The sequence below is a fragment of the Rhizobium sp. BR 315 genome, assembly GCF_050577975.1.
Lineage (GTDB): Bacteria > Pseudomonadota > Alphaproteobacteria > Rhizobiales > Rhizobiaceae > Rhizobium > Rhizobium miluonense.
In genome coordinates this window covers 87,102-108,794 of the sequence record NZ_JARWKZ010000014.1, presented here as the reverse complement: position 1 = coordinate 108,794, position 21,693 = coordinate 87,102, and the positions used below count along the sequence as shown (strand labels likewise).

The window sequence follows — 21,693 nt, the reverse complement described above, 5'->3', positions numbered from 1 at the left end:
ACTATTTCAAGAATAAAACTGAAAATCTGGGTGATTCGCTATGAGTAGGATTGCGCAGATCGCAAAACTATATCCCGATAGAATCTAGGGAGATGCATATATTCTTCGTTCTCTATCGGTTCTCGTTCCGCTTATCTTCTCCATTAGGTTATTCTAATTGGATGGTGAATGAATAGCGAACAAAGATTGTATTTCATAGGAACATGTCTGATGGTGTTCGGAAAACCTATGAAAGCGCTTTGAAAGGCACTTTCAATTGAAGCATATAACAACCCACGCATCGTCGTTGCGGTGGCGGCTCACCGCGCCCGGACAATCAGCGGTCGTGTTAGTGTGTGTAGTCGCATGCGGCAGGCAAACCTTAGCCCATCATCGCCGGCGGAAAATCAATAGTTCGTCCTCGAGGTCGCTTGTTGGCCGGCATATGTAGACGGGGCAGGACGCCCGGTCCTTCGTCGGCAAATAATCCTGATCGGCATAGTAACCTACATCGCAGGCGCGGCTATCTGCTACATAGCGGTCATAAAGCGTCATTTTTGACGTTCTCCTGGCCGGATAGCGCATGATCACCGCCCGCTCGCGATTGATGGTCGCCTTGGCTTCGGCGCAGGTCATCGACATGGAATTATAGCGGGAAATCGCCAGCGCCGGCGTGGAGGCAGAGGCAATCAGCAGACCCAGGAGAATGATCTTTTTCATCGGGTTAATCCTCCCTGAAATTGTTATAATGTAATATATACGTGGAAACTGCTGCTGCGGTTTCTATTTTTGCGGTAAAAACGCAAGTTTGATCGCCTAGGGAGGCTTCGTGATGAACCACGATAGTTATGACGATTCCTATCTCGCCGATATCCTTCTATCCGTCAGGACAATTGCGCTCGTCGGCGCGTCGCCCAACCCCGCGCGGCCAAGCAATGGCGTGATGGCCTATCTGCTGAACAGGGGCTATCGCGTCATCCCCGTCAACCCCGGGCAAGCCGGCAAGGAAATCCTCGGGCAGTGGGTCTATGCGCATCTGGCCGATATTCCGGAGCCGGTGGATATGGTCGATGTCTTCCGGGCGCCGGAATATCTGAGGTCGGTGGTCGAGGAGACCATCATGATCGATCCCCGGCCGCCGGTGATCTGGGGGCAGCTCGGCGTGCGCGACGATGCGGCCGCAGCGAGAGCGGAAGCCGCAGGCGTCAGGGTCGTCATGGACCGCTGTCCTGCCATCGAATATCCGCGTCTGGTTGCCTGACCCGAAGCAGCTGTTTATCGCGCGATCTTGCTGAAAAATGGCAAGTTTTTCCCGTGAGTTGAAGAGCGCGGCAAAGTTCGCGGTTAACTTTCGTGTCGCGGCCGTTATGATCCCCTCCATCGCAAATAGAATCTGGCGGGAGGGAATATCATGCCAACGAACAATCCGGGTTTCGACACACTAGCAATCCATGCAGGCGCACAGCCGGACCCGACGACAGGGGCCCGGGCGACGCCGATCTACCAGACGACATCCTTCGTTTTCCAGGATGCCGATCATGCCGCCGCTCTGTTCGGTTTGCAGCAATTCGGCAATATCTATACCCGGATCATGAACCCGACCCAGGCCGTGCTCGAAGAGCGCGTGGCTGCCCTTGAAGGCGGAACGGCGGCGCTTGCCGTTGCCTCGGGCCACGCTGCCCAGCTGCTGGTCTTCCACACCATCATGCGGCCGGGCGACAATTTCGTCGCCGCCAAGCGGCTGTATGGCGGCTCGGTCAATCAGTTCGGCCAGTCCTTCAAGAATTTCGATTGGCGTGTTCGCTGGGCTGATCCGGCCGATCCCGCCACCTTCGAGGCGCAGATCGATGAGCGCACCCGCGGCATCTTCATCGAGAGCCTTGCCAATCCCGGCGGCACCTTCGTCGATATCGCGGCGATCGCCGCCGTCGCCCACAAGCACGGCTTGCCGCTCATCGTCGACAACACGATGGCGAGCCCCTACCTCATTCGGCCGTTGGAACACGGCGCGGATATCGTCGTGCATTCGCTGACGAAATTCCTTGGCGGTCACGGCAATTCCATGGGCGGCATCATCGTCGATGGCGGTACTTTCGACTGGTCGGCATCGGGCAACTATCCCATGCTCTCCGCACCGCGGCCGGAATATAATGGTGTCGTGCTGCATTCGACCTTCGGCAATTTTGCCTTTGCCATCGCGTGCCGCGTTCTCGGCCTGCGCGATCTCGGCCCGGCAATCTCGCCGTTCAACGCTTTCCTGATTCTGACCGGCATCGAGACGTTGCCGCTGCGCATGCAGCGTCATTCCGACAACGCGGTCGCCGTCGCACGCTGGCTGAAGGGGCATGACAAGGTAGCCTGGGTCAACTACGCCGGCCTCGAGGAAGATCCGAACCATGCGCTGCAGCAGCGCTACTCGCCGAAGGGGGCAGGCTCGGTCTTCACCTTCGGGCTCAAGGGCGGCTATCAGGCCGGCAAGGGGCTGGTGGAAGGGTTGGAGCTCTTCTCCCACCTCGCCAATATCGGCGACACTCGCTCGCTGGTCATCCATCCCGCATCGACGACGCACAAGCAGCTGACCGACGAGCAGAAGGTCGCAGCCGGTGCCGGCCCCGATGTCGTGCGTCTGTCGATCGGCATCGAGGACGTCAAGGATATCATCGCCGATCTCCAGCAGTCGCTGGCAAAGGTCTAAGGGCCGGATCGGAAAGGGCTGAAAAAGCCGAGGGCCATCCCTGATGGCCTGGCATTTCATGCTTGTGTCGCCCCACAGCCGCGAGAAGAGCGGCTGTGGGGCGCTTGTTTGTCGGCCGAAAGCGCAATCGACGGGAGGCATTTATGACGACTTATCTGCAACTGGATGTCGATGGCGTCGAGCCAGAGAGCGGCGCGCCTGCGGCGGATCGGCTTGTTTCGGGTGCTCCAATCTTCCGCACCTGGAACCTGGACGAGGCCGATGGCGGCCTCTATGCCGGCATCTGGGAGGCGACGCCGGGGAAGTGGAAGATCGTCTATGACGAGTGGGAATACTTCCACATCCTGTCGGGCTATTCCGTCGTGACAGCAGACGACGGCGAGACATTCCACCTGCGCGCCGGCGACCGGATGATCTTGAAGCCGGGCTTCAAGGGGACTTGGGAAGTCATTGAAACGACTCGCAAGGACTATGTGATCCGGCTCTGACGACGTTGTTGAATCAAAACATGAAGTTCGCGTTCGTCTGCTGCCTGAAGCGGCCCATTTCACGCTGTTCAGCAATGGCAGCGATGATTGCCGCAGGTTGTGTCACCGCTGCTTCATTAAACTGTCATCAAACTGAAACAATGCGGCATTAGAGCCATCATTGTCGCCAGGAGATTGATAGTGGGGAGGTCATTTACCATGGGTATCTCGCGCCGATCTTCTGCTCGCCATCCTTTCATTCACTCGAGGAAGTGAGTCTACTATGCTTAACCTGAAAATCCGTTCCCTTTGCCTGACCGCCGGCCTGGTTGTCGTCATGGCTGCTTCAGCTTCGGCTGCCGACATCACCGGCGCTGGCTCGAGCTTCATCGCACCGGTTCTGTCCAAGTGGGCCGAAGGCTACAAGGCTGCGACGAATAATGTCGTCAACTACCAGTCGGTCGGTTCGGGCGCCGGTATCAAGCAGCTCCTCGACAAGACCATCGTATTCGGCGCTTCGGACAAGCCGATGAGCGACGCCGACCTCGAGAAGAACGGCATTGCCCAGTTCCCGATGATCTCCGGCGGCATCGTTGTTTCTTACAACATCGAAGGCGTAAAGCCGGGCCAGCTGGTTCTCGACGGCAAGACGCTGTCCGACATCTTCCTCGGTAAGATCACCAAGTGGGACGATGCGGCCATCAAGGCCCTCAACGCCGACGTGAAGCTGCCTTCCACGCAGATCTCCGTCGTTTATCGCGCCGACAGCTCGGGCACGACCTTCAACTTCACCGACTACCTGGCGAAGGTTTCGCCGGAGTGGAAGGAAAAGGTTGGTTCGAACACGGCGGTTGAATGGCCGGTCGGCTTCGGTGCCAAGGGCTCCGAAGGCGTTTCCACCACTGTCAACCAGACGGCTGGTTCGATCTCCTACGTTGAATATTCCTACGTCGTCGCCAACCACATCGGTTTCGCGAAGATGAAGAATGCTGCTGGCAAGGTTATCGAGCCGAGCCTCGACACCTTCAAGGCTGCTGCTTCCAACGCCGATTGGGCCAAGGCCAAGAACTTCAACCTGATCATCACCAATCAGCCGGGCGAAAAGAGCTGGCCGATTGCAGCTTCCACCTGGGTTCTGCTCTACAAGAAGCCGGCTGATGCTGCTAAGAATGAAGAGGCGCTGAAGTTCTTCAAGTGGTCTTATGAGCACGGCCAGAAGGATGCGAGCGCCCTGTCTTATCTTGCGATCCCGGACAATGTTGCCGAGGTTGTCCAGAAGTCCTGGAAGACGGACTTCGGCACGAAGTAATTTGTGCTAGGTGAAAAGTTGCGGCGGACAGGGTTATGGCCCTGTCCGCCTTTCGTGACAGGACAAGGGGAAATCGATGGCTGACGCGACTCAGACGGCTGGCTTCCAGGCATTGGATACCACCGTCAGCACCAGAAAATTCCGGACACAGGATCGGATTTTCTATTTTATGACGCTTGGCTCGGCTGCTCTTGTCGTGCTTCTGTTGCTGGCAATCCTTGCGGTTCTTGTCATCGATGCCTTGCCAACCTTCCAGGCCTTCGGCTTTTCGTTCCTCTGGGGCACGAAGTGGAGCGCTCCCGCCGATATCTATGGCGCTGTGCCCGCCGTGGTTGGTACGCTGGTGAGTGCGCTCATCGCCATGCTGATTGCCGTTCCCCTCAGCATCGGCATTGCCATCTTCCTCACGGAACTATGCCCCGGCAGCCTGCGGCGTCCGATCAGCACGGCCATCGAGCTTCTGGCCGGTGTTCCCTCAATTATCTACGGTATCGTCGGTCTGTTCATTCTCGTGCCGCTGATGCAGAACTATATCCTGCCCTTCCTTATCATGACGATCGGCCAGGTGCCGTTGATCGGCCTGCTGTTCCAGCCGCCGGCGCCGGGTGTCGGCCTGTTGACGGCAAGCCTCGTGCTTGCCGTCATGATCCTGCCGTTCATCACCGCCATCGCGCGCGACGTGTTCAGCACCGTGCCGCCGATGCTGCGTGAATCAGCTTACGGCATGGGCATGACCACATGGGAAGTGGCTCGCCACATCCTGATCCCCTATACACGCCGCGGCCTCGTTGGCGGAATCATGCTCGGCCTCGGCCGCGCACTTGGCGAAACCATGGCCGTCACCTTCGTTGTAGGCTCGGTAAGCCGTCTGCAAACGTCGATCATCTCGCCGTCTACCACCATTTCCGCCCAGATCGCGAACAACTTCGGCGATGCCGACGGTCTGCAATTGTCGAGCCTGATTGCGCTCGGCCTGCTCCTGTTTGTCCTTTCCTTCTGCGTGCTTGCGCTGGCGAGGTGGATGATCGGTCGCGGCGACTCGCATTGAGGAAAGAGCCCATGGAAAATGCAATTCGTCAGAACCTCGTGTCGAGGCGTTATGGGAAGAACCGGGTGATGATGGCCTTGTGCTTCCTCGCGGCCATCCTCGGCATATTCTTTCTCAGCGTGATCCTTGTGAGCCTGCTTTATCGCGGCGTAACGGCGCTCAGCCTCGACGTGTTCACCATGTCGATCCCGGCCCAGGGCTCGCGCGGTGGCCTGATCAACGCAATCTACGGCACGGTACTGGTCACGGGCTGCGCCATCCTGATCGCCGCGCCGATCGGCATCCTGGCAGGCACCTATCTGGTGGAATATGCCAACGGTACCAAGCTTGCCGAGTTTGCCAAGTTCATCAACGACATCTTGCTTTCCGCACCCTCGATCATCGTTGGCGTGTTCGTCTACGGCGCCGTGGTCGTGCCCATGCACGGCAACTCTGCCATCGCCGGCATCCTCGCGCTGGCGCTGATCGCCCTTCCGGTCGTCAACCGCACGACGCAGGACATGCTGTTGCTGGTGCCAAACGCGCTTCGTGAGGCGACCGCCGCGCTCGGCGCGCCGCGCTGGAAGTCCATGACGATGGTGATCTACCGCTCCGCCTGGACGGGCATCCTCACCGGCATCCTGCTGGCCGTCGCGCGTATCAGCGGCGAAACCGCGCCGCTTCTCTTCACGGCGGGCTACAGCAAATTCATGAATGCGGGCCTGACCGGTCCGATCGCCACGCTGCCGGTTGCCATCAACACGCTCGCCGCCGATGCCGGCGAGGACCTGAAACAACTGGCCTGGGCCGGCGCGCTGATCATCACCGTTGCCATCCTTGTCCTCAACATCCTTGCCCGTGTCTTGAGTGGGCGCCGCCAGTGACGCAGCCGCCGAACGATAGGAATGAAACCATGAACATGAGCGACAACAATTTCCAGAGCGTCAACGCACAGCAGGGGAAGGGCGCCGTTTCCCAGTCGGATCTCGGCCTCGCGAAACTTGACGTGAAGAAACTCGATTTCACCTATCAGAACGGCCATCGCGTTCTGAAGGATGTGAATATGAGCATCCGCAAAAATGCGGTCACCGCCTTCATCGGCCCTTCGGGTTGTGGCAAATCCACGCTGCTGCGCACCTTCAACCGGATGTATGATCTCTATCCGGGCCAGACGGTTGCGGGCGAGATCCTGCTGGACGGCCGCAATATTCTCACCAAGGACGTCGATCTGAACGATCTGCGCGCCAAGGTCGGCATGGTGTTCCAGAAGCCCACGCCGTTCCCGATGTCTATTTATGAAAACGTCGCTTTTGGCATCCGGCTCTATGAGAAGCTTTCCAAGGCGGAAATGGACGTCCGCGTTGAAGCGGCGCTGACGGAAACGGCGTTGTGGAGCGAAGTGAAGGAAAAGCTGCACCAGAGCGGACTTGGCCTTTCCGGCGGCCAGCAGCAGCGCCTCTGCATCGCCCGCGCCATTGCCATTCGCCCCGAAGTCCTGCTGCTCGACGAGCCGACCTCGGCCCTCGACCCGATCTCGACCGCCAAGGTCGAGGAATTGGTGTCGCAGCTGAAGGGCGATTTCACGATCGTCATCGTCACGCACAACATGCAGCAGGCGAGCCGCATCTCCGACAGCACCGCCTTCATGTATCTTGGCGAGCTCATCGAATACGGTGCGACCGAGCAGATCTTCCAGGCGCCGAAGGTCAAGCGCACGGAAGACTACATCACCGGTCGTTACGGCTGATACGGCCGGAGAGTGCCGCACAATTTGCGAAGGCGCGCTGTGGAAGCGCGCCTTTTGCGTTTGCGGGTGGGCGTTGCTGAACAAGAGCGTAGATCTGCTCAGGCGAAGAGGATTATCGAACCCGCTGTCGGGGATATGTGGACCGTCACATCCTGGAGAGCGTGCCCATGCGACGCAAGAGCTGGATCTGATCGTCGAGCGTCGGCACTAGCTCGCCCTCATTCGCCGCGGGCGCCGCGTCGGTATCATTCGCGGCTTCCAGTTCATTGAAGACGATGGAGCAATTGCGGCCCGCGCGTTTGGCGGCGTAAAGCGCACGGTCTGCGGCGGAGACCAGCCGGTCCCAGCTGACGGCGTCACGCGGCATGACCGCAACGCCGATGCTGACCGTCGCCTGCACCAGCGAGCGGCCGGCAGGCAGCGGCCCGCGGCAGAAGTCGGCGCGAATGGTTTCGGCCAGCGCCTCCGCCTCGGATTGCTCGTCCACGGGGATGAAGGCCACGAATTCCTCGCCGCCCATTCGACCGAATGCGCCGCTGCGCGGCACGAACTGATGGGCGACACGGGCAAATTCGACGAGCACCGTATCGCCCGTCTGGTGGCCATAGCGGTCGTTGATCTTCTTGAAGTGGTCGAGATCGAACAGCAGAGCGGCAAGTTTCTGCTGCTGCTGACCTTCACCGGCAAGGATCTCGTAGCTTTCCTGAAGTCCCCGCCGGTTCAGAACGCCGGTCAGCGTGTCGGTGATGGAAATTGCCCGCCAGCGGCGTTCGGAGCGTTCCATTAAAAGCTTGCCGTTGAGGACGATGGCGACGACGACGAGCAGCGCGTAGCCGAGCGCTGTGTAGCCGCGATAGATCAGGGCCTGTTCCAATGTCGGGGCTGCGAATACCAGCCAGAGAGCGGAGCCGAAACAGAAACAGGCGAGTACCGTGAAGACGATGGCAAGCTGCCGGCGAGCCGGCTCGCGTCGACCGGCAGCCGGCTGAACGGCAAAGGCGAGCAATGTCGCGCCAACGGCGCCGGCAAGGTCGTAGACGACGACACGATTGAGGAAATTGTCGGTGACCCAGGGCAGGCTGACGCCGAACAGCCAGACGAGAGGCGGCAGCAGCACAGACCATTTCAGCTTGCGCTTATCCATCAACCGGAAGCCGATGATCCAGGCGCTTTCGCCGAACAGCGCAACAGCATTGCCGATCTGGACGGACCAGATGTCGGGGATGACGCCGCGAGCCGCCACTAGGGCAAAGCCTATGGCGCTGACGGCAAAGCCCAGAGCCCAGACCAGATAGACGGGAGATTTGCGGTCGTGCGCCCAGGCAAGAAGGAGAACGGTAGCCAGGGTAATGGCTTCCGAGCACCAAATGGTCAGGCCTGTGGTCATGTTCAGCACGATTGGTGTTTCTCCACTCCCGGCAGTCTTCCGTCAGGCAGAATCCAACGGTGGCTGCATTTGCCCTATCCTCGCCCAATAAGGTGGTAAGTTCATTAAGTGAGTTGGTAAATTTTGCCTGTGTGTCCCGCTTGGGTCATGCGGCGACAATCCTTCACGTTTCCTTCACCTTGCCGTCGGGAAAACCAGTGGGTTGCACAAAGGCACGATACCCGTGCTGTTGGCATCGCGAAAGCGGAGTTTAGAAATGCTTTGTCAACGCTTCCTGGGGCATTACAGCTTTTTGAGGTTATGCTTTCGTGCGTCTTGAAGTGCAGGGCAGGGACACTCTATGTAGGGGTTAAGGATTTTTACTCGATTCCCGGCGTTTTCGTCGCCGGGGCAAGCTTGGTAAAGGACGCACATGAGAAATCCAGTCGATACAGCTATGGCTCTGGTGCCGATGGTTGTTGAGCAGACCAACCGCGGGGAACGGTCTTACGACATCTATTCCCGTCTGCTGAAGGAACGCATCATTTTCCTCACCGGGCCGGTTGAAGACCATATGGCGACGTTGGTGTGCGCCCAGCTTCTCTTCCTCGAGGCCGAAAACCCGAAGAAGGAAATCGCGCTCTACATCAATTCGCCGGGCGGCGTCGTCACTGCCGGCATGGCGATCTACGACACTATGCAGTTCATCAAGCCGGCCGTTTCGACGCTGTGCATCGGTCAGGCCGCATCTATGGGCTCGCTGCTGCTCGCCGCCGGCGACAAGGATATGCGCTTCGCAACGCCGAATTCCCGCATCATGGTTCACCAGCCTTCGGGCGGTTTCCAGGGTCAGGCTTCGGACATCGAGCGTCATGCGCGTGACATCATCAAGATGAAGCGTCGCCTCAACGAAGTTTACGTCAAGCACTGCGGCCGTACCTACGAGGAAGTCGAGCAGACGCTCGATCGTGACCATTTCATGTCCTCGGATGAGGCCAAGGAATGGGGTCTCATCGACAAGGTGCTGACGTCGCGTACCGAAATGGAAGGAGAGACCGCCTCGTGATTTATCCACGAGGCGGTAGCTTCTACGCCACAGTTCTATCCCATTTGTGATCGAATAGGGGTTTAATGTGGAACGGAACGCGGTAATAGTAAGCATTGATGCTATGTAGCGATTTTGTGACATAGCATTCGGCATTCGAAGGGGAATCGTTGCCACGCAGTTCCGGTTGGCCGGACCTGCGTTCAGTACCCCGAGGGGCGCCGCGATCTGCTAGCAAACGAGGAGCAGGTCCGGCGGGCGCATTGAGTGGACCGCGATTTCGACTTGGAAATTGGCGGCGTGCTGGAAGGAAAGTGATATGAGCAAAGTCAGCGGCAGCAACGGCGGCGACTCGAAGAACACGCTTTATTGTTCGTTCTGCGGTAAGAGCCAGCATGAAGTCCGCAAATTGATTGCCGGACCAACAGTCTTCATCTGCGATGAGTGCGTTGAGCTATGCATGGACATCATCCGCGAGGAAAATAAATCCTCGATGGTGAAGTCGCGCGACGGAGTTCCGACCCCGCAGGACATCATCAAGGTTCTCGACGAATACGTCATTGGTCAGCGGCAGGCGAAGAAGATCCTCTCCGTTGCCGTTCATAACCATTACAAGCGTCTCGCTCATGCATCGAAGAACGGCGACGTCGAATTGGCGAAGTCGAACATCATGCTCGTCGGTCCGACCGGCTGCGGCAAGACCTATCTGGCCCAGACGCTCGCACGCATCATCGACGTTCCCTTCACCATGGCGGACGCGACGACGCTGACCGAAGCCGGTTATGTCGGTGAAGACGTCGAAAACATCATTCTCAAGCTGCTCCAGGCTGCCGACTACAACGTCGAGCGTGCGCAGCGCGGTATCGTCTATATCGACGAAGTCGACAAGATTTCCCGCAAGTCGGACAATCCGTCGATCACGCGCGACGTCTCGGGCGAAGGCGTGCAGCAGGCGCTGCTGAAGATCATGGAAGGCACGGTGGCTTCGGTTCCGCCGCAGGGCGGCCGCAAGCATCCGCAGCAGGAATTCCTGCAAGTGGATACCACCAACATCCTCTTCATCTGCGGCGGCGCCTTCGCAGGCCTCGACAAGATTATCTCGGCCCGCGGCGAGAAGACGTCGATCGGCTTCGGCGCCACGGTCAAGGCTCCGGACGATCGCCGCGTCGGCGAAGTGCTGCGTGAGCTGGAGCCGGAAGATCTAGTGAAGTTCGGTCTCATCCCGGAATTCATCGGCCGTCTGCCCGTTCTGGCGACGCTGGAAGACTTGGACGAGGATGCGCTGATCCAGATCTTGTCCGAGCCGAAGAACGCGCTGGTGAAGCAGTATCAGCGCCTATTCGAGATGGAAGACGTCGAGCTGACCTTCCACGAGGATGCACTGCGCGAGATTGCCAAGAGGGCGATCGTCCGCAAGACGGGTGCTCGCGGCCTTCGTTCGATCATGGAAAAGATCCTTCTTGACACCATGTTCGAGCTGCCGGCGCTGGAAGGCGTTCGTGAAGTGGTCATCTCCGAGGAAGTGGTTCGCGGTTCCGCCCGCCCGCTCTACATCTATGCCGATCGGCAGGAAGAAAAGGCCAACGCGACGGCCTGATGCCTGCATCAGCGATCACGAATCGAGGGGCTCGTCATCGACGGGCCCCTTTCCGTTTGAAAAGTCGTGCACTTTGCTGATAAAGTCTTGGATAAGCTTATGGGAACGCAGTCGAAACCGGTTGTTAAGAACTCCCGCTGCGGCCATGATGGCATGATTCTGGAGCATCCGGCGGATAGGGCTCAAGCCCGGCGTTTTATCTTCGGATTTAGCTGCGCCAGCCGTGTTAGAGTAGCTGGGCTTCGGTGTTTTGTTGTTGCGTTCCTCCTTCGTGAATGCGCGGTTCGCTGCTTGACTGCGGTGCGTCCCGCGTGACTTGAAATAGATAATGTGAAGCTCCACTTGTTTACCAAGTGAGAGAGCCGGCTAATCCTCCCAGTCGGCAAAGAGCCCGGGAACGGGACGACGGAAAGGAAATAAAATGACTAAGAAAACGTCTGCGGCAAATGAGAGCATTGCCTATCCGGTATTGCCGTTGCGCGACATCGTGGTCTTCCCCCACATGATCGTGCCGCTGTTCGTCGGACGGGAGAAATCCATTCGGGCGTTGGAAGAGGTCATGGGTTCCGACAAGCAGATCATGCTGGTCACCCAGATCAATGCCAGCGATGATGATCCCGCGCCGGACGCAATCCATAAGGTCGGCACCGTGGCCAACGTTCTGCAGCTGCTGAAACTGCCTGACGGCACCGTCAAGGTGCTGGTCGAAGGCCGTGCGCGCGCGCAGATTGACGAATATACCGGCCGCGAGGATTTCTACGAAGCGCTTGGCCATATTCTGCACGAGCCGGAAGAAGATCAGGTCGAGCTCGAGGCTCTGAGCCGCTCGGTCGTTTCGGAATTCGAGAGCTACGTGAAGCTCAACAAGAAGATTTCTCCGGAAGTGGTTGGTGCCGCCAGCCAGATCGACGACTATTCCAAGCTCGCCGATACGGTCGCTTCGCATCTGTCGATCAAGATCACCGAAAAGCAGGAGATGCTGGAAACCACCAGCGTCAAGGGCCGCCTCGAAAAGGCGCTCGGCTTCATGGAAGGCGAGATTTCGGTTCTGCAGGTCGAGAAGCGCATCCGCTCGCGCGTCAAGCGCCAGATGGAGAAGACCCAGCGCGAATACTATCTGAATGAGCAGATGAAGGCGATCCAGAAGGAACTTGGCGACGGCGACGAAGGCCGCGACGAGATGGCCGAACTGGAAGAGCGCATCTCCAAGACCAAGCTTTCGAAGGAAGCCAAGGAAAAGGCCGATGCCGAGCTGAAGAAGCTCCGGCAGATGAGCCCGATGTCGGCTGAAGCGACCGTCGTGCGCAACTATCTCGATTGGCTGCTGGGTATCCCCTGGCAAAAGAAGTCGAAGATCAAGACCGATCTGAACAATGCCGAGAAGATTCTCGAAGCCGATCATTTCGGTCTGGACAAGGTCAAGGAGCGCATCGTCGAATATCTGGCCGTCCAGGCACGTGCGACCAAGATCAAGGGCCCGATCCTTTGCCTCGTCGGCCCTCCGGGCGTCGGCAAGACCTCGCTTGCCCAGTCGATCGCCAAGGCGACCGGCCGTGAGTATGTCCGCATGGCGCTTGGCGGCGTTCGTGACGAAGCCGAAATCCGCGGTCACCGCCGCACCTATATCGGCTCGATGCCCGGCAAGGTCATCCAGTCGATGAAGAAGGCCAAGAAGTCCAACCCGCTGTTCTTGCTCGACGAAATCGACAAGCTCGGCATGGACTATCGCGGCGATCCGTCTTCGGCCCTGCTGGAAGTGCTGGACCCGGCGCAGAACTCGACCTTCATGGATCACTACCTGGAAGTCGAATATGACCTGTCGGACGTGATGTTCATTACGACGGCGAATACGCTGAATATCCCTGCGCCCTTGATGGACCGCATGGAGATCATCCGTATTGCCGGCTACACCGAGGATGAAAAGCGCGAGATCGCCAAGCGACACCTGTTGCCGAAGGCCATCAAGGAACATGCGCTGCAGCCGAGCGAATTCTCGATCAGCGACGATGCTCTGATGGTCGTGATCGAGCAGTACACCCGCGAAGCCGGTGTCCGTAACTTCGAACGCGAACTGATGAAGCTCGCACGCAAGGCGGTCACCGAGATCATCAAGGGCAAGACGAAGTCGATCACCGTGACGGCCGAGAACGTTCCCGACTATCTGGGCGTGCCGCGCTACCGTCATGGCGAAGCCGAACGCGAAGATCAGGTCGGTGTCGTCACCGGTCTCGCCTGGACTGAAGTCGGTGGCGTGCTGCTGACGATCGAAGGTGTGATGATGCCGGGCAAGGGCCGCATGACTGTTACTGGCAACCTGAAGGAAGTCATGAAGGAATCGATTTCCGCGGCAGCTTCTTACGTCCGCTCGCGCGCCGTCGATTTCGGCATCGAACCGCCACGCTTCGACAAGAGCGACATCCATGTGCACTTGCCGGAAGGCGCAACGCCAAAGGATGGTCCGTCGGCCGGTGTCGCCATGGCAACCGCGATCGTCTCGATCATGACCGGCATTCCGGTTTCCAAGGATGTGGCCATGACCGGTGAAATCACGCTGCGCGGCCGCGTGCTGCCGATCGGCGGCCTGAAGGAAAAGCTGCTGGCAGCGATGCGCGGCGGCATCAAGAAGGTGCTGATCCCGGAAGAAAACGCCAAGGATCTGGCGGAGATTCCGGACAACGTGAAGAACAGCATGGAGATCATTCCGGTCTCGCGCATGGGCGAGGTGATCAAGCACGCGCTCGTCCGTCGGCCGGAGCCGATCGAATGGGATGGCACCGTCGAAACGCCCGTGATCGCAACGGTCGAAGGCGTGGATGACGTGGGTACGTCGATCGCACATTGAGGCTCTTCGCCTCAATTCTGTCGAATTGCCAGAAATGGCGAAAAGACCGGCATTTTTGCCGGTCTTTTTTTGTGAAAAGCGTCCGGAAACGCTTGCTTTTCCTTGGTTTGCAGGGTTTTTGGGGTTGCGGCGGGTAAGAGCATTCCTACTTGCACCCCGCTTACTGATAAGTCGTTTCATACCAAAGAAAGGGGTGGAAACATGAACAAGAATGAGCTCGTGTCCGCAGTGGCCGAGAAGGCCGGTATCACGAAGGCTGACGCTGCTTCCGCTGTTGACGCTGTTTTCGAGACCGTCCAGGCTGAACTGAAGAAGGGCGGCGACATTCGCCTCGCTGGTTTCGGCAGCTTCACTGTTTCTCACCGTGCAGCCACGAAGGGCCGCAACCCGTCCACGGGTGCTGAGGTCGACATCGCTGCTCGCAATGTTCCGAAGTTCACGCCCGGCAAGGGCCTGAAGGACGCGGTCAACAGCTGATTTCGTTTTCACCCACCGCGAGGTGTTAGCCTTGCGGTTGGAGAACATTGAGGGTCCGCTTTGCGGGCCCTTTTTCGTTTCCAGGCAGGGAAGGGCTGGATTTCGTTCGCTATCCCTGACCAATAAAATGGAGGATGCTTCCGGCTCGGACGGTCCGCGCATTCTCTTGCGAAGAAAACGTCAGAGGGTATTTTCGAATGCCCAACGTTGACGTTTCAGTCGAATGACCATCAGGATCATCAAGAAATGACCGCATCGCCTTCCTTTCTCGGCCTTCCCAATCGACAAATCGATGGCAGCATGCCTCGCGCAGTCATCTTCGGAGCCGGCCACGGCAGTACCTATCCGGACAAGGATAGCGGCGGCTATGCGCTGGCCGCCGGTGCCATTCGCGGCGCAAGCCAGAGCGAAGCGCCGTTGGTCGAACATTGGGATTTCGATCTCGGCGGACCGCTATTTGACGGCAAGCCAATCTCCTGTGTCGATGCGGGAGATGTCTCCACCGCCATGCACGACAATGCCGGCAACCGGGAGCGGATCGAGGCGAAGACGCGTGAGATCCTGGCGTTGTCGGCCGTGCCGGTTTTGCTTGGCGGCGACTGCTCCGTCACTATCCCGTTCCTCACCGGCTTTGCAGATCGGGGGCCGATCTGGGTCCTGCAGATCGATGCTCATATAGACTGGCGTGACGAACTGCAGGGAGAACGCTTCGGTTATTCGAGCCCGATGCGCCGGGCAAGCGAGATGCCGCATGTCGCAGGCATGGTCCAGGTCGGCCTTCGCAGCGTCGGCAGTGCGCGCCTTACCGAAATCGAAGACGCGCGGCGCTATGGCAGCTGCTTCGTGACGGCTCGCGAAATTCACGCCCAGGGTATCGGAGCAGCTCTGCGACATGTTCCGGAAGGTGCGCAGGTCGTCGTTACCCTTGATTGCGATAGCATCGATCCCTCGATCATGCCGGGGGTCGCGGCACGGACGCCCGGTGGCCTGACCTATACTGAGATCATCGACCTGATCGCGGGTCTTGGCAGGCGGGCCAGGTTCGCAGGCTTCGACTTGGTGGAATTCTATCCGCCTACCGACATTGACGGCCTATCGGCGATTACCGCCGCGCGTATTCTCACCAACGTGATCGGAACCGTTGTTCGGCAGAGTTGAACTGCAACTCTCTGAGGGTTCAGCAAAGGCCGGGCTTGCGCCCGGCCTTTCTCGTTCGCAACGCCGCCGCGCTTACCAGCGATGATGAACGTGCGGAGCGATAAGCCGCTCGTAGATCTCGCGCGTCGCCACCATGACGTCGGCGGAAAGCGGCGCAAGATCGACTGCAGCCGCATTGGCCTTGGCCTGCTCGGCATTGCGGGCACCGGGGATGACGACGGTGACGGCTTCGTTCATCAGAATCCAGTGCAGTGCAAAGGCTGCCATGCTGGCGCCTGATGGAACCAGCTTGCGCACTTCCTCGACGGCCTGCAGACCCACCTCGAACGGAACGCCGGCAAAGGTCTCGCCGACATCAAAGGCCTCGCCGTGGCGGTTGAAGTTGCGATGATCGTCGCTGGCAAATTGGGTGTCGCGGGTGATCTTGCCGGAGAGCAGGCCGGAAGCCAGCGGCACGCGGGCGATGACAGCCACGTTCTTGCGCTTGGCTTCCGTGAAGAACAGGTGGTCGGGCCGCTGGCGGATGATATTGTAGATGATCTGGATGCTGAGCACGCCCGGATACTCGATCGCCTTCAGCGCCTCTTCGACCTTTTCGACGCTGACGCCGTATCCCTTGATCTTGCCGGCCTTCTGCAACGCGTCGAGACCGGCGAAGACTTCCGGCCGGTAAAGAACTTCGGTCGGAGGGCAATGAAGCTGCACGAGGTCGAGGCTCTCGACGCCGAGGTTCTTCAGGCTGCGGTCGATGAAGCCTTCGAGATTGACCTTGGTGTAGCCGTCGGCCACATGCGGGTTCAGCCGGCGGCCGGCCTTGGTCGCCACCATCGGGCGCTCGCCGCCGCGGGCCTTCAGCACATCGGCGATGATCTTTTCTGAGCGGCCGTCGCCATAGACGTCGGCGGTATCGATGAAGGTCATGCCCGCATCGAGAGCGGCATTCAGTGCCGCGCGGCCATCGGCCTCACTGACATCGCCCCATGCGCCGCCGATCTGCCAGGCGCCGAAGCCGACATCTGTCACGATAAAGGGCGTCCGCCCGAAAGCATGATGTCGCATGAGAAATCTCCTCGTCTTAGGTAATGAAATGCCAGCGCATTAGCAGCCGCCCGGATCGGCGGCAAGCATGTGTAAGGCGGATGTGCCATCGCAATCGCGTGACTCGGAAATATCACAGTTTCTGACAACTGACGAAACCGTTGGATGAAGCGCGTGGTGCAGTGTTCATTGCGCCTCCGCTTCCTTAAAAGGAGAGACCGGATATCTGACTGTTATCGGAGCCCATGTCCTCTTTCAGCTTCATCCATGCCGCCGATCTGCATCTTGGCAGTCCCTTTCAGGGGCTGGCGTTGAAGGACGCCGCCGTTGCCGCGGTTTTTGTCGAAGCCAGCCGCAAGGCCTTCTCGATGCTGGTGGGGCTGGCCATCGAAAGGCGCGTCGATTTCTTCGTCATCGCTGGCGATGTCTATGATGGCGATTGGAAGGACAACAAGATTGGCCTGTTCTTCAATCGCGAAATGGCGCGGCTGGAGCGGGCCGGCATCCCGGTCTATCTGCTGCGCGGCAATCACGACGCGGCAAGCGTCATCACCAAGACGATCACCTTGCCCGCCAATGTGCACGAGTTTCCGACTGGCAAACCCGGCAGCGTCAAGCTCGATCAGTTGCAGGTGGTGCTGCATGGTCAGGGTTTCGCTGAACGCTCGGCCAATGACAACCTGGCGCTCTCCTATCCCGCGCCCGTCTCCGACTGGTTCAACATCGGCATTCTCCACACGTCGCTCACCGGTCGCGAACCGCATGCGCCCTATGCGCCATGCTCGGTCGATGACCTGCGCTCGCGCGGCTACGACTACTGGGCGCTCGGTCATGTGCATGACTATGAAGTCGTGGCCAAGGACCCGCTAGTGATCTTTCCCGGCAATCTGCAGGGTCGCAATATCCGCGAGCGGGGCGCCAAGGGCGCGGTGCTGGTGACGGTCGAGGACGGCCGCATCGAGCATGAGCGCCTGATCGTCGACGAAGCGCGCTTTGCGCAAGTCGATGTTGCCGTTGGCCCCGATGATGATCAGGCGGCGATCCTGCGCCGCATCGAGCAGGCAGTGCAGCCCATGGCCGATGACATGGCGGGAAGGATGACTGCGCTACGCGTGCTGCTCTCCGGCATCACGCCATTGCAAGGCGCCATTGCTGCCAACCGTCAGCAATGGCGTGATGAGGTCGAAGCCGCATGCCATCGCGTGCACGAGGATATCTGGCTCGAAAAACTGGAACTTCGCCTGGAGCCGCCGGCAACACAGGTCGCGGAAGCAGACGGTGCGATCGATCTTCGCCAGTTGCTGGCCGAGCATGCGGGAGATGCCGATATCGCGATGGAAGCAAGCCGGCTGGTTGACGAGATTGCGGTGCGCCTTCCGGGCGGGCTTGGCGCAACGGCGACGCCGCTGGACGACAGCCCGGAAGCCCTCATCGAAGAAGCTCGGCAGTTGCTGCTGGCGCGCGGGCAGGGGGCAGGCTGACATGCGCTTCGATCGTCTCGACATTCTTCGCTACGGCGCGTTGACCGACCGCACGCTCGATTTCCGTGCCGGAGCCAAGCTGCATGTCATCTTTGGTCCCAACGAGGCCGGCAAGTCTTCGGCTCTGAGTGCGATTTCCGATCTGCTCTTCGGCTTTCCCGCCGCCGCTGAACAGAGTTTTTTGCATGAGCCCGGCACCTTGCGTATCGGAGCTGAAATCAAGGCACATGATGGCGCCAAGCTGGCCTTCCGCCGCCGCCGCGGCCGCAAGAGCACGCTTCTTGCACCTGATGACAAGGAGACGCCGCTCGCCGAGGATGCCCTTGCCCCATTCATCGGCAATCTGAGCCGGGATGTCTTCGAACGCGCCTTTGGCCTCGATTCGCAAAGACTTCGGCAAGGTGCGACGGCCATGCTGCGCAGTGGTGGCGAGATTGGCAGCCTGCTGTTTTCGGCAGCCTCCGGCCTGACCGGCCTTTCACGGCTGCGCCAGTCGCTGGAAGCGGAAGCCGACGGCATCTATGCGGCCCGGCGCTCGAAGGATCGCGGATTCTATAAAGCGCTGGATCGCTACGAAGACGCCCGCAAGGCCGAACGCGATCATGAACTCAAATCCGGGGACTGGAAGAAGCTGCTGGCGGAGGCAGCCGAAATCGAGGCTGAGCTGGAACGGTTGCAGGCAGAGCGTCGAGAGACGCGCCAGGCTCTGGACCGGCTTAAGAAGCTGAAGACCTTGCAGCCCTTGCTTGCCGAGATCGACGCCGAGGGCATGGCGCTCGACGAGCTGGCCGATTTCTCCGCAATTCCCGAGAGCCTTGCCGACAGGCTTGAGCAGAGGCTGCGCGACAAGCAAGCCGCCGAAGAGGAAATGCGTCGTGTGCGCCACACGGTGACCCGCACCGAGGAGGACCTGTCCCGCATCCAGGTCGATGAGGCATTGTTGCAGATATCCGGCGACATCACTCAGCTTTTTGCCGATACCGGCAACTATCGCAGCCAGCGTCATGATCTGCCGCGCGTCGATCAAGAGTTGGCCGGTTACGATGCCTCGCTCGCCCAACTGGCACGCCGTCTGGGCATATCCAATGTTGAGAAGCTCGAAGCGCATCAGCCGAGCGACGTCGACCTGGCCCGCCTGTCCGAACTGGTAGAGCAGGGTAGAACCCTCTCGCGACAACTCCAGGGGCTCACCGAACAGGAAGAGAGCGAACGCAGCCAGCTTGCCGCATTGGAGAGGGACAGCTTTGCCGGACGTCTGTTCGATCCTAGACCCTATGGCGATCAACTGGATTCATTGACTGCGGATCTCGCCGGCCTGGCGCGTCTCGATGCCCTGGAGACGCAGATCCGTCGCGTCGAGGCGGATCTTGAGGAAGCAGCCGCACGCCTGCGGCCACCGGTTGGTGACATCTCCATGCTCTTTGCGGCACCTTTGCCGGAGCTATCGGAGATCGCCACCCATCGCGAGACGATTGATGCTGCGCGGGCTAAGGTGCGCGAGACTACCGAAAAGCTGCGCGGCTATGATAATCAACTGGCAGAGATCGCGCAGGCTCTAGCGGATGCGGAACGCACAGGCCCGGTCGTCACGCGCGAGCAGGTGGCGGCGGCGCGTGAAGACCGCGATGGCCGATGGCTATCGATTCAGGACATGCTGGCGGATGGCCGACCTCCCAACGCCAAAGCCATTGCAGCGCTGACTGTCAGCATCGGTGATACCGATCGCCTGGCCGACACCATTCTCAGCGATGCCGATCGTGTTGCCCGCCATGCGGATTATCGCCTGCGTCAAGCTCGCCTGCAACGGGAGCGCGAGGATGTGTCGAACCAGCTGCAACAGCACGAGAGACTATTGGTGGAGGCCGAGGCGTCCTTTGCAGGCCTGTTCGATCCTTGCGGTACAGTCGCGCTGGATCCGTCAATCATGCTCGAGTGGCGGCGAGGTGTCGAAGGGCTGCTGCGCCAGCGCAATACTTTGCGCGATCTGCTTGACGAACGCGACGAGAACGCTCTTGCAGAAGAGCGTGTGTTGCCCGCTCTGCAGGATATCGTTGAGGCGACCGGCTACAGGAGCGGGCGCCTGCCGCCCGTCGCGATGGCGGAAGGATTGCGCAAGCACCTGCGCCTAGCCGCGGAGCGCTGGAGCGAAAGCCGAACGCGGGAAGGGGAGATAAGCTCGGCGCGGGACCGGTTGGCACGGTTTGACGAGCAGCAGCAGACATTGGAACGGCGGCACGTCGACTGGCGCGAGGCGTTCGGCAAGGCCGTTGTTCCTCTTGGCCTGCCGGTGGATGCGACGCTGGAAATGGCATCCGTCGCCCTGAAGGCATGGGAAGAGCTGCCCGATGCTTTGGCAGAGCGCGACAACAGGCTGCGCCGCGTTACTGGCATGCGGCGAGATATGGCGGACTTCGAACGGCGGCTCGCAACGCTTGTGGCCAGCGCCGGCTACGAGCTGGATCATCTGCCGCCCGATACCGCAGCCGAAGCCCTGCACAGCCGCGCCAATGCGATGCGCGGTGAGTTGAAGAAGCGCGAAGGCCTCGAAGAGGATCGGCAGCGCGCGGAAGGATTGCTTGCTCGCCATGAGGAGGCTCTTGCGGCAATATCGACCGATCTCGATCACCTGACGGCCGACCTGCCGGGGCCTAGCGATCTGGCGGCGCTGCTGTCGCGGCTGCGGGAGCGTACTCGTTTGAGTGCACGGTTGCTCGAAAGCCGCAATCGCTTCCGTCACCAGGCCGATGGCCGGGCGGAGGACGAACTGCGGGCTCAGCTTCGTGATTTCGAGCGCGTTGCTGCCGATCTGGAAATCGAACGATTGATCGAAGAGGATCAGCGGCAATTCACGCTACATGGTGAGCTTTCGGCGCGGCTGGCGGAAAATCGGCGCCAACAGCAGGCGCTCGAAACTGGCGTCAGTGCCGAATACGCGGTTTTCGAAAAGCTCTCGGCCGAACAGGAGGCAAAGGACCTTGCTCGGCAATGGGTGATCTTGAAGCTTGCCGCACGCATGCTGGCGGGTTCGATGGAGTCTTATCGTGAGAAACAGGCGGACCCGGTCATCAAACGCGCCGGTGAATTGTTTTCGCAGCTCACGGGAAGCCGGTTCCTACGTCTTGTCGAGGCGCATGACGAAAGCGACGCGTTGCAGCTGCTGGCGGAACGAGTGGGCGGTGAGCGTGTGCCGCTCGACGGCCTGAGCGAAGGCACCGGCGATCAGCTCTATCTCGCCTTGCGGCTGGCATTCCTGGAGGATTACGCCGCTCGGAACGAGCCGGCCCCCATGATCGTCGACGATATCTTCCAGACCTTTGACGACGAGCGGGCAAGCGCAGGTTTGAAGGTGCTTGCGAGCACCGCCGAACGCTTCCAGACGATCCTCTTCACGCATGAGATGAGCGTGGTCGAGATCGCCCAACGCGAGATCGGTGCGGATCTGGATCTGATCCGGCTTTGAATGCC

17 protein-coding genes are annotated in these 21,693 nt (G+C 59.7%); 14 read left to right on the top strand and 3 right to left on the bottom strand.

The window, feature by feature from the left end; all coding sequences use genetic code 11:
• Positions 1-369: 369 nt before the first annotated feature.
• On the bottom strand, positions 370-699 hold the full coding sequence (locus tag QD409_RS16365) for a hypothetical protein (RefSeq protein ID WP_092852357.1): 330 nt from the start codon (positions 697-699) through the stop codon (positions 370-372).
• Positions 700-811: 112 nt separating this feature from the next.
• Here QD409_RS16365 and QD409_RS16360 point away from each other — a divergent pair, with 112 nt between their 5' ends.
• The 7 genes from QD409_RS16360 to pstB all read left to right on the top strand — a co-directional run bounded on the left by QD409_RS16360 (position 812) and on the right by pstB (position 7,224).
• Entirely contained in the window at positions 812-1,240 is a 429-nt protein-coding gene (locus QD409_RS16360) for a CoA-binding protein (protein ID WP_092852359.1), read from the top strand.
• A 150-nt stretch (positions 1,241-1,390) separates the two neighbouring features.
• Entirely contained in the window at positions 1,391-2,674 is a 1,284-nt protein-coding gene (locus QD409_RS16355) for an O-acetylhomoserine aminocarboxypropyltransferase (RefSeq protein WP_092852361.1), read from the top strand.
• A gap of 143 nt (positions 2,675-2,817) precedes the next feature.
• Positions 2,818-3,162: a cupin domain-containing protein gene (locus tag QD409_RS16350; RefSeq protein WP_092852363.1), complete on the top strand. Its 345-nt coding sequence runs from the start codon at positions 2,818-2,820 to the stop codon at positions 3,160-3,162.
• Positions 3,163-3,424: 262 nt separating this feature from the next.
• A complete protein-coding gene (gene pstS, locus QD409_RS16345; protein ID WP_092852365.1) occupies positions 3,425-4,450 on the top strand; it encodes a phosphate ABC transporter substrate-binding protein PstS in 1,026 nt (341 codons plus the stop codon).
• A 76-nt stretch (positions 4,451-4,526) separates the two neighbouring features.
• Positions 4,527-5,498, top strand: a complete 972-nt coding sequence (gene pstC, locus QD409_RS16340) for a phosphate ABC transporter permease subunit PstC (RefSeq protein WP_430763107.1) — start codon at positions 4,527-4,529, stop codon at positions 5,496-5,498.
• Between the two features lie 11 nt (positions 5,499-5,509).
• Positions 5,510-6,361, top strand: coding sequence for a phosphate ABC transporter permease PstA (gene pstA / locus QD409_RS16335; RefSeq protein ID WP_092852369.1), 852 nt, complete (start codon positions 5,510-5,512; stop codon positions 6,359-6,361).
• Positions 6,362-6,390: 29 nt separating this feature from the next.
• Positions 6,391-7,224: a phosphate ABC transporter ATP-binding protein PstB gene (gene pstB, locus QD409_RS16330; protein ID WP_092852371.1), complete on the top strand. Its 834-nt coding sequence runs from the start codon at positions 6,391-6,393 to the stop codon at positions 7,222-7,224.
• Between the two features lie 145 nt (positions 7,225-7,369).
• On the opposite strand, the gene QD409_RS16325 is transcribed toward pstB, so the two are convergent.
• Positions 7,370-8,611: a diguanylate cyclase gene (locus QD409_RS16325; protein ID WP_430763114.1), complete on the bottom strand. Its 1,242-nt coding sequence runs from the start codon at positions 8,609-8,611 to the stop codon at positions 7,370-7,372.
• Positions 8,612-9,023: 412 nt separating this feature from the next.
• Here QD409_RS16325 and clpP point away from each other — a divergent pair, with 412 nt between their 5' ends.
• From clpP to QD409_RS16300, 5 genes are all read left to right on the top strand, one after another.
• Entirely contained in the window at positions 9,024-9,656 is a 633-nt protein-coding gene (gene clpP / locus QD409_RS16320; protein WP_092852375.1) for an ATP-dependent Clp endopeptidase proteolytic subunit ClpP, read from the top strand.
• Positions 9,657-9,954: 298 nt separating this feature from the next.
• Entirely contained in the window at positions 9,955-11,232 is a 1,278-nt protein-coding gene (gene clpX / locus QD409_RS16315) for an ATP-dependent Clp protease ATP-binding subunit ClpX (RefSeq protein WP_092852377.1), read from the top strand.
• Between the two features lie 421 nt (positions 11,233-11,653).
• On the top strand, positions 11,654-14,074 hold the full coding sequence (gene lon / locus QD409_RS16310; RefSeq protein WP_092852381.1) for an endopeptidase La: 2,421 nt from the start codon (positions 11,654-11,656) through the stop codon (positions 14,072-14,074).
• A 201-nt stretch (positions 14,075-14,275) separates the two neighbouring features.
• Positions 14,276-14,551 carry a DNA-binding protein HupB gene (gene hupB, locus QD409_RS16305; RefSeq protein WP_037153530.1) on the top strand — a complete coding sequence of 92 codons (276 nt, stop codon included), beginning with the start codon at positions 14,276-14,278 and terminating at the stop codon, positions 14,549-14,551.
• A gap of 246 nt (positions 14,552-14,797) precedes the next feature.
• Positions 14,798-15,709, top strand: coding sequence for an agmatinase (locus QD409_RS16300; RefSeq protein ID WP_430763106.1), 912 nt, complete (start codon positions 14,798-14,800; stop codon positions 15,707-15,709).
• A 72-nt stretch (positions 15,710-15,781) separates the two neighbouring features.
• Here QD409_RS16300 and QD409_RS16295 read toward each other — a convergent pair whose 3' ends face one another.
• Positions 15,782-16,768 (bottom strand): aldo/keto reductase, encoded by a 987-nt coding sequence (locus QD409_RS16295; RefSeq protein ID WP_430763105.1) that lies wholly within the window; start codon positions 16,766-16,768, stop codon positions 15,782-15,784.
• Between the two features lie 224 nt (positions 16,769-16,992).
• Between QD409_RS16295 and QD409_RS16290 the strand changes: the two genes are divergently transcribed.
• Together QD409_RS16290 and QD409_RS16285 are read left to right on the top strand one after the other, a co-directional pair.
• Positions 16,993-18,228: a metallophosphoesterase family protein gene (locus QD409_RS16290; protein WP_430763104.1), complete on the top strand. Its 1,236-nt coding sequence runs from the start codon at positions 16,993-16,995 to the stop codon at positions 18,226-18,228.
• A 1-nt stretch (position 18,229) separates the two neighbouring features.
• Positions 18,230-21,688: an ATP-binding protein gene (locus QD409_RS16285; protein ID WP_092852389.1), complete on the top strand. Its 3,459-nt coding sequence runs from the start codon at positions 18,230-18,232 to the stop codon at positions 21,686-21,688.
• Positions 21,689-21,693: the final 5 nt, after the last annotated feature.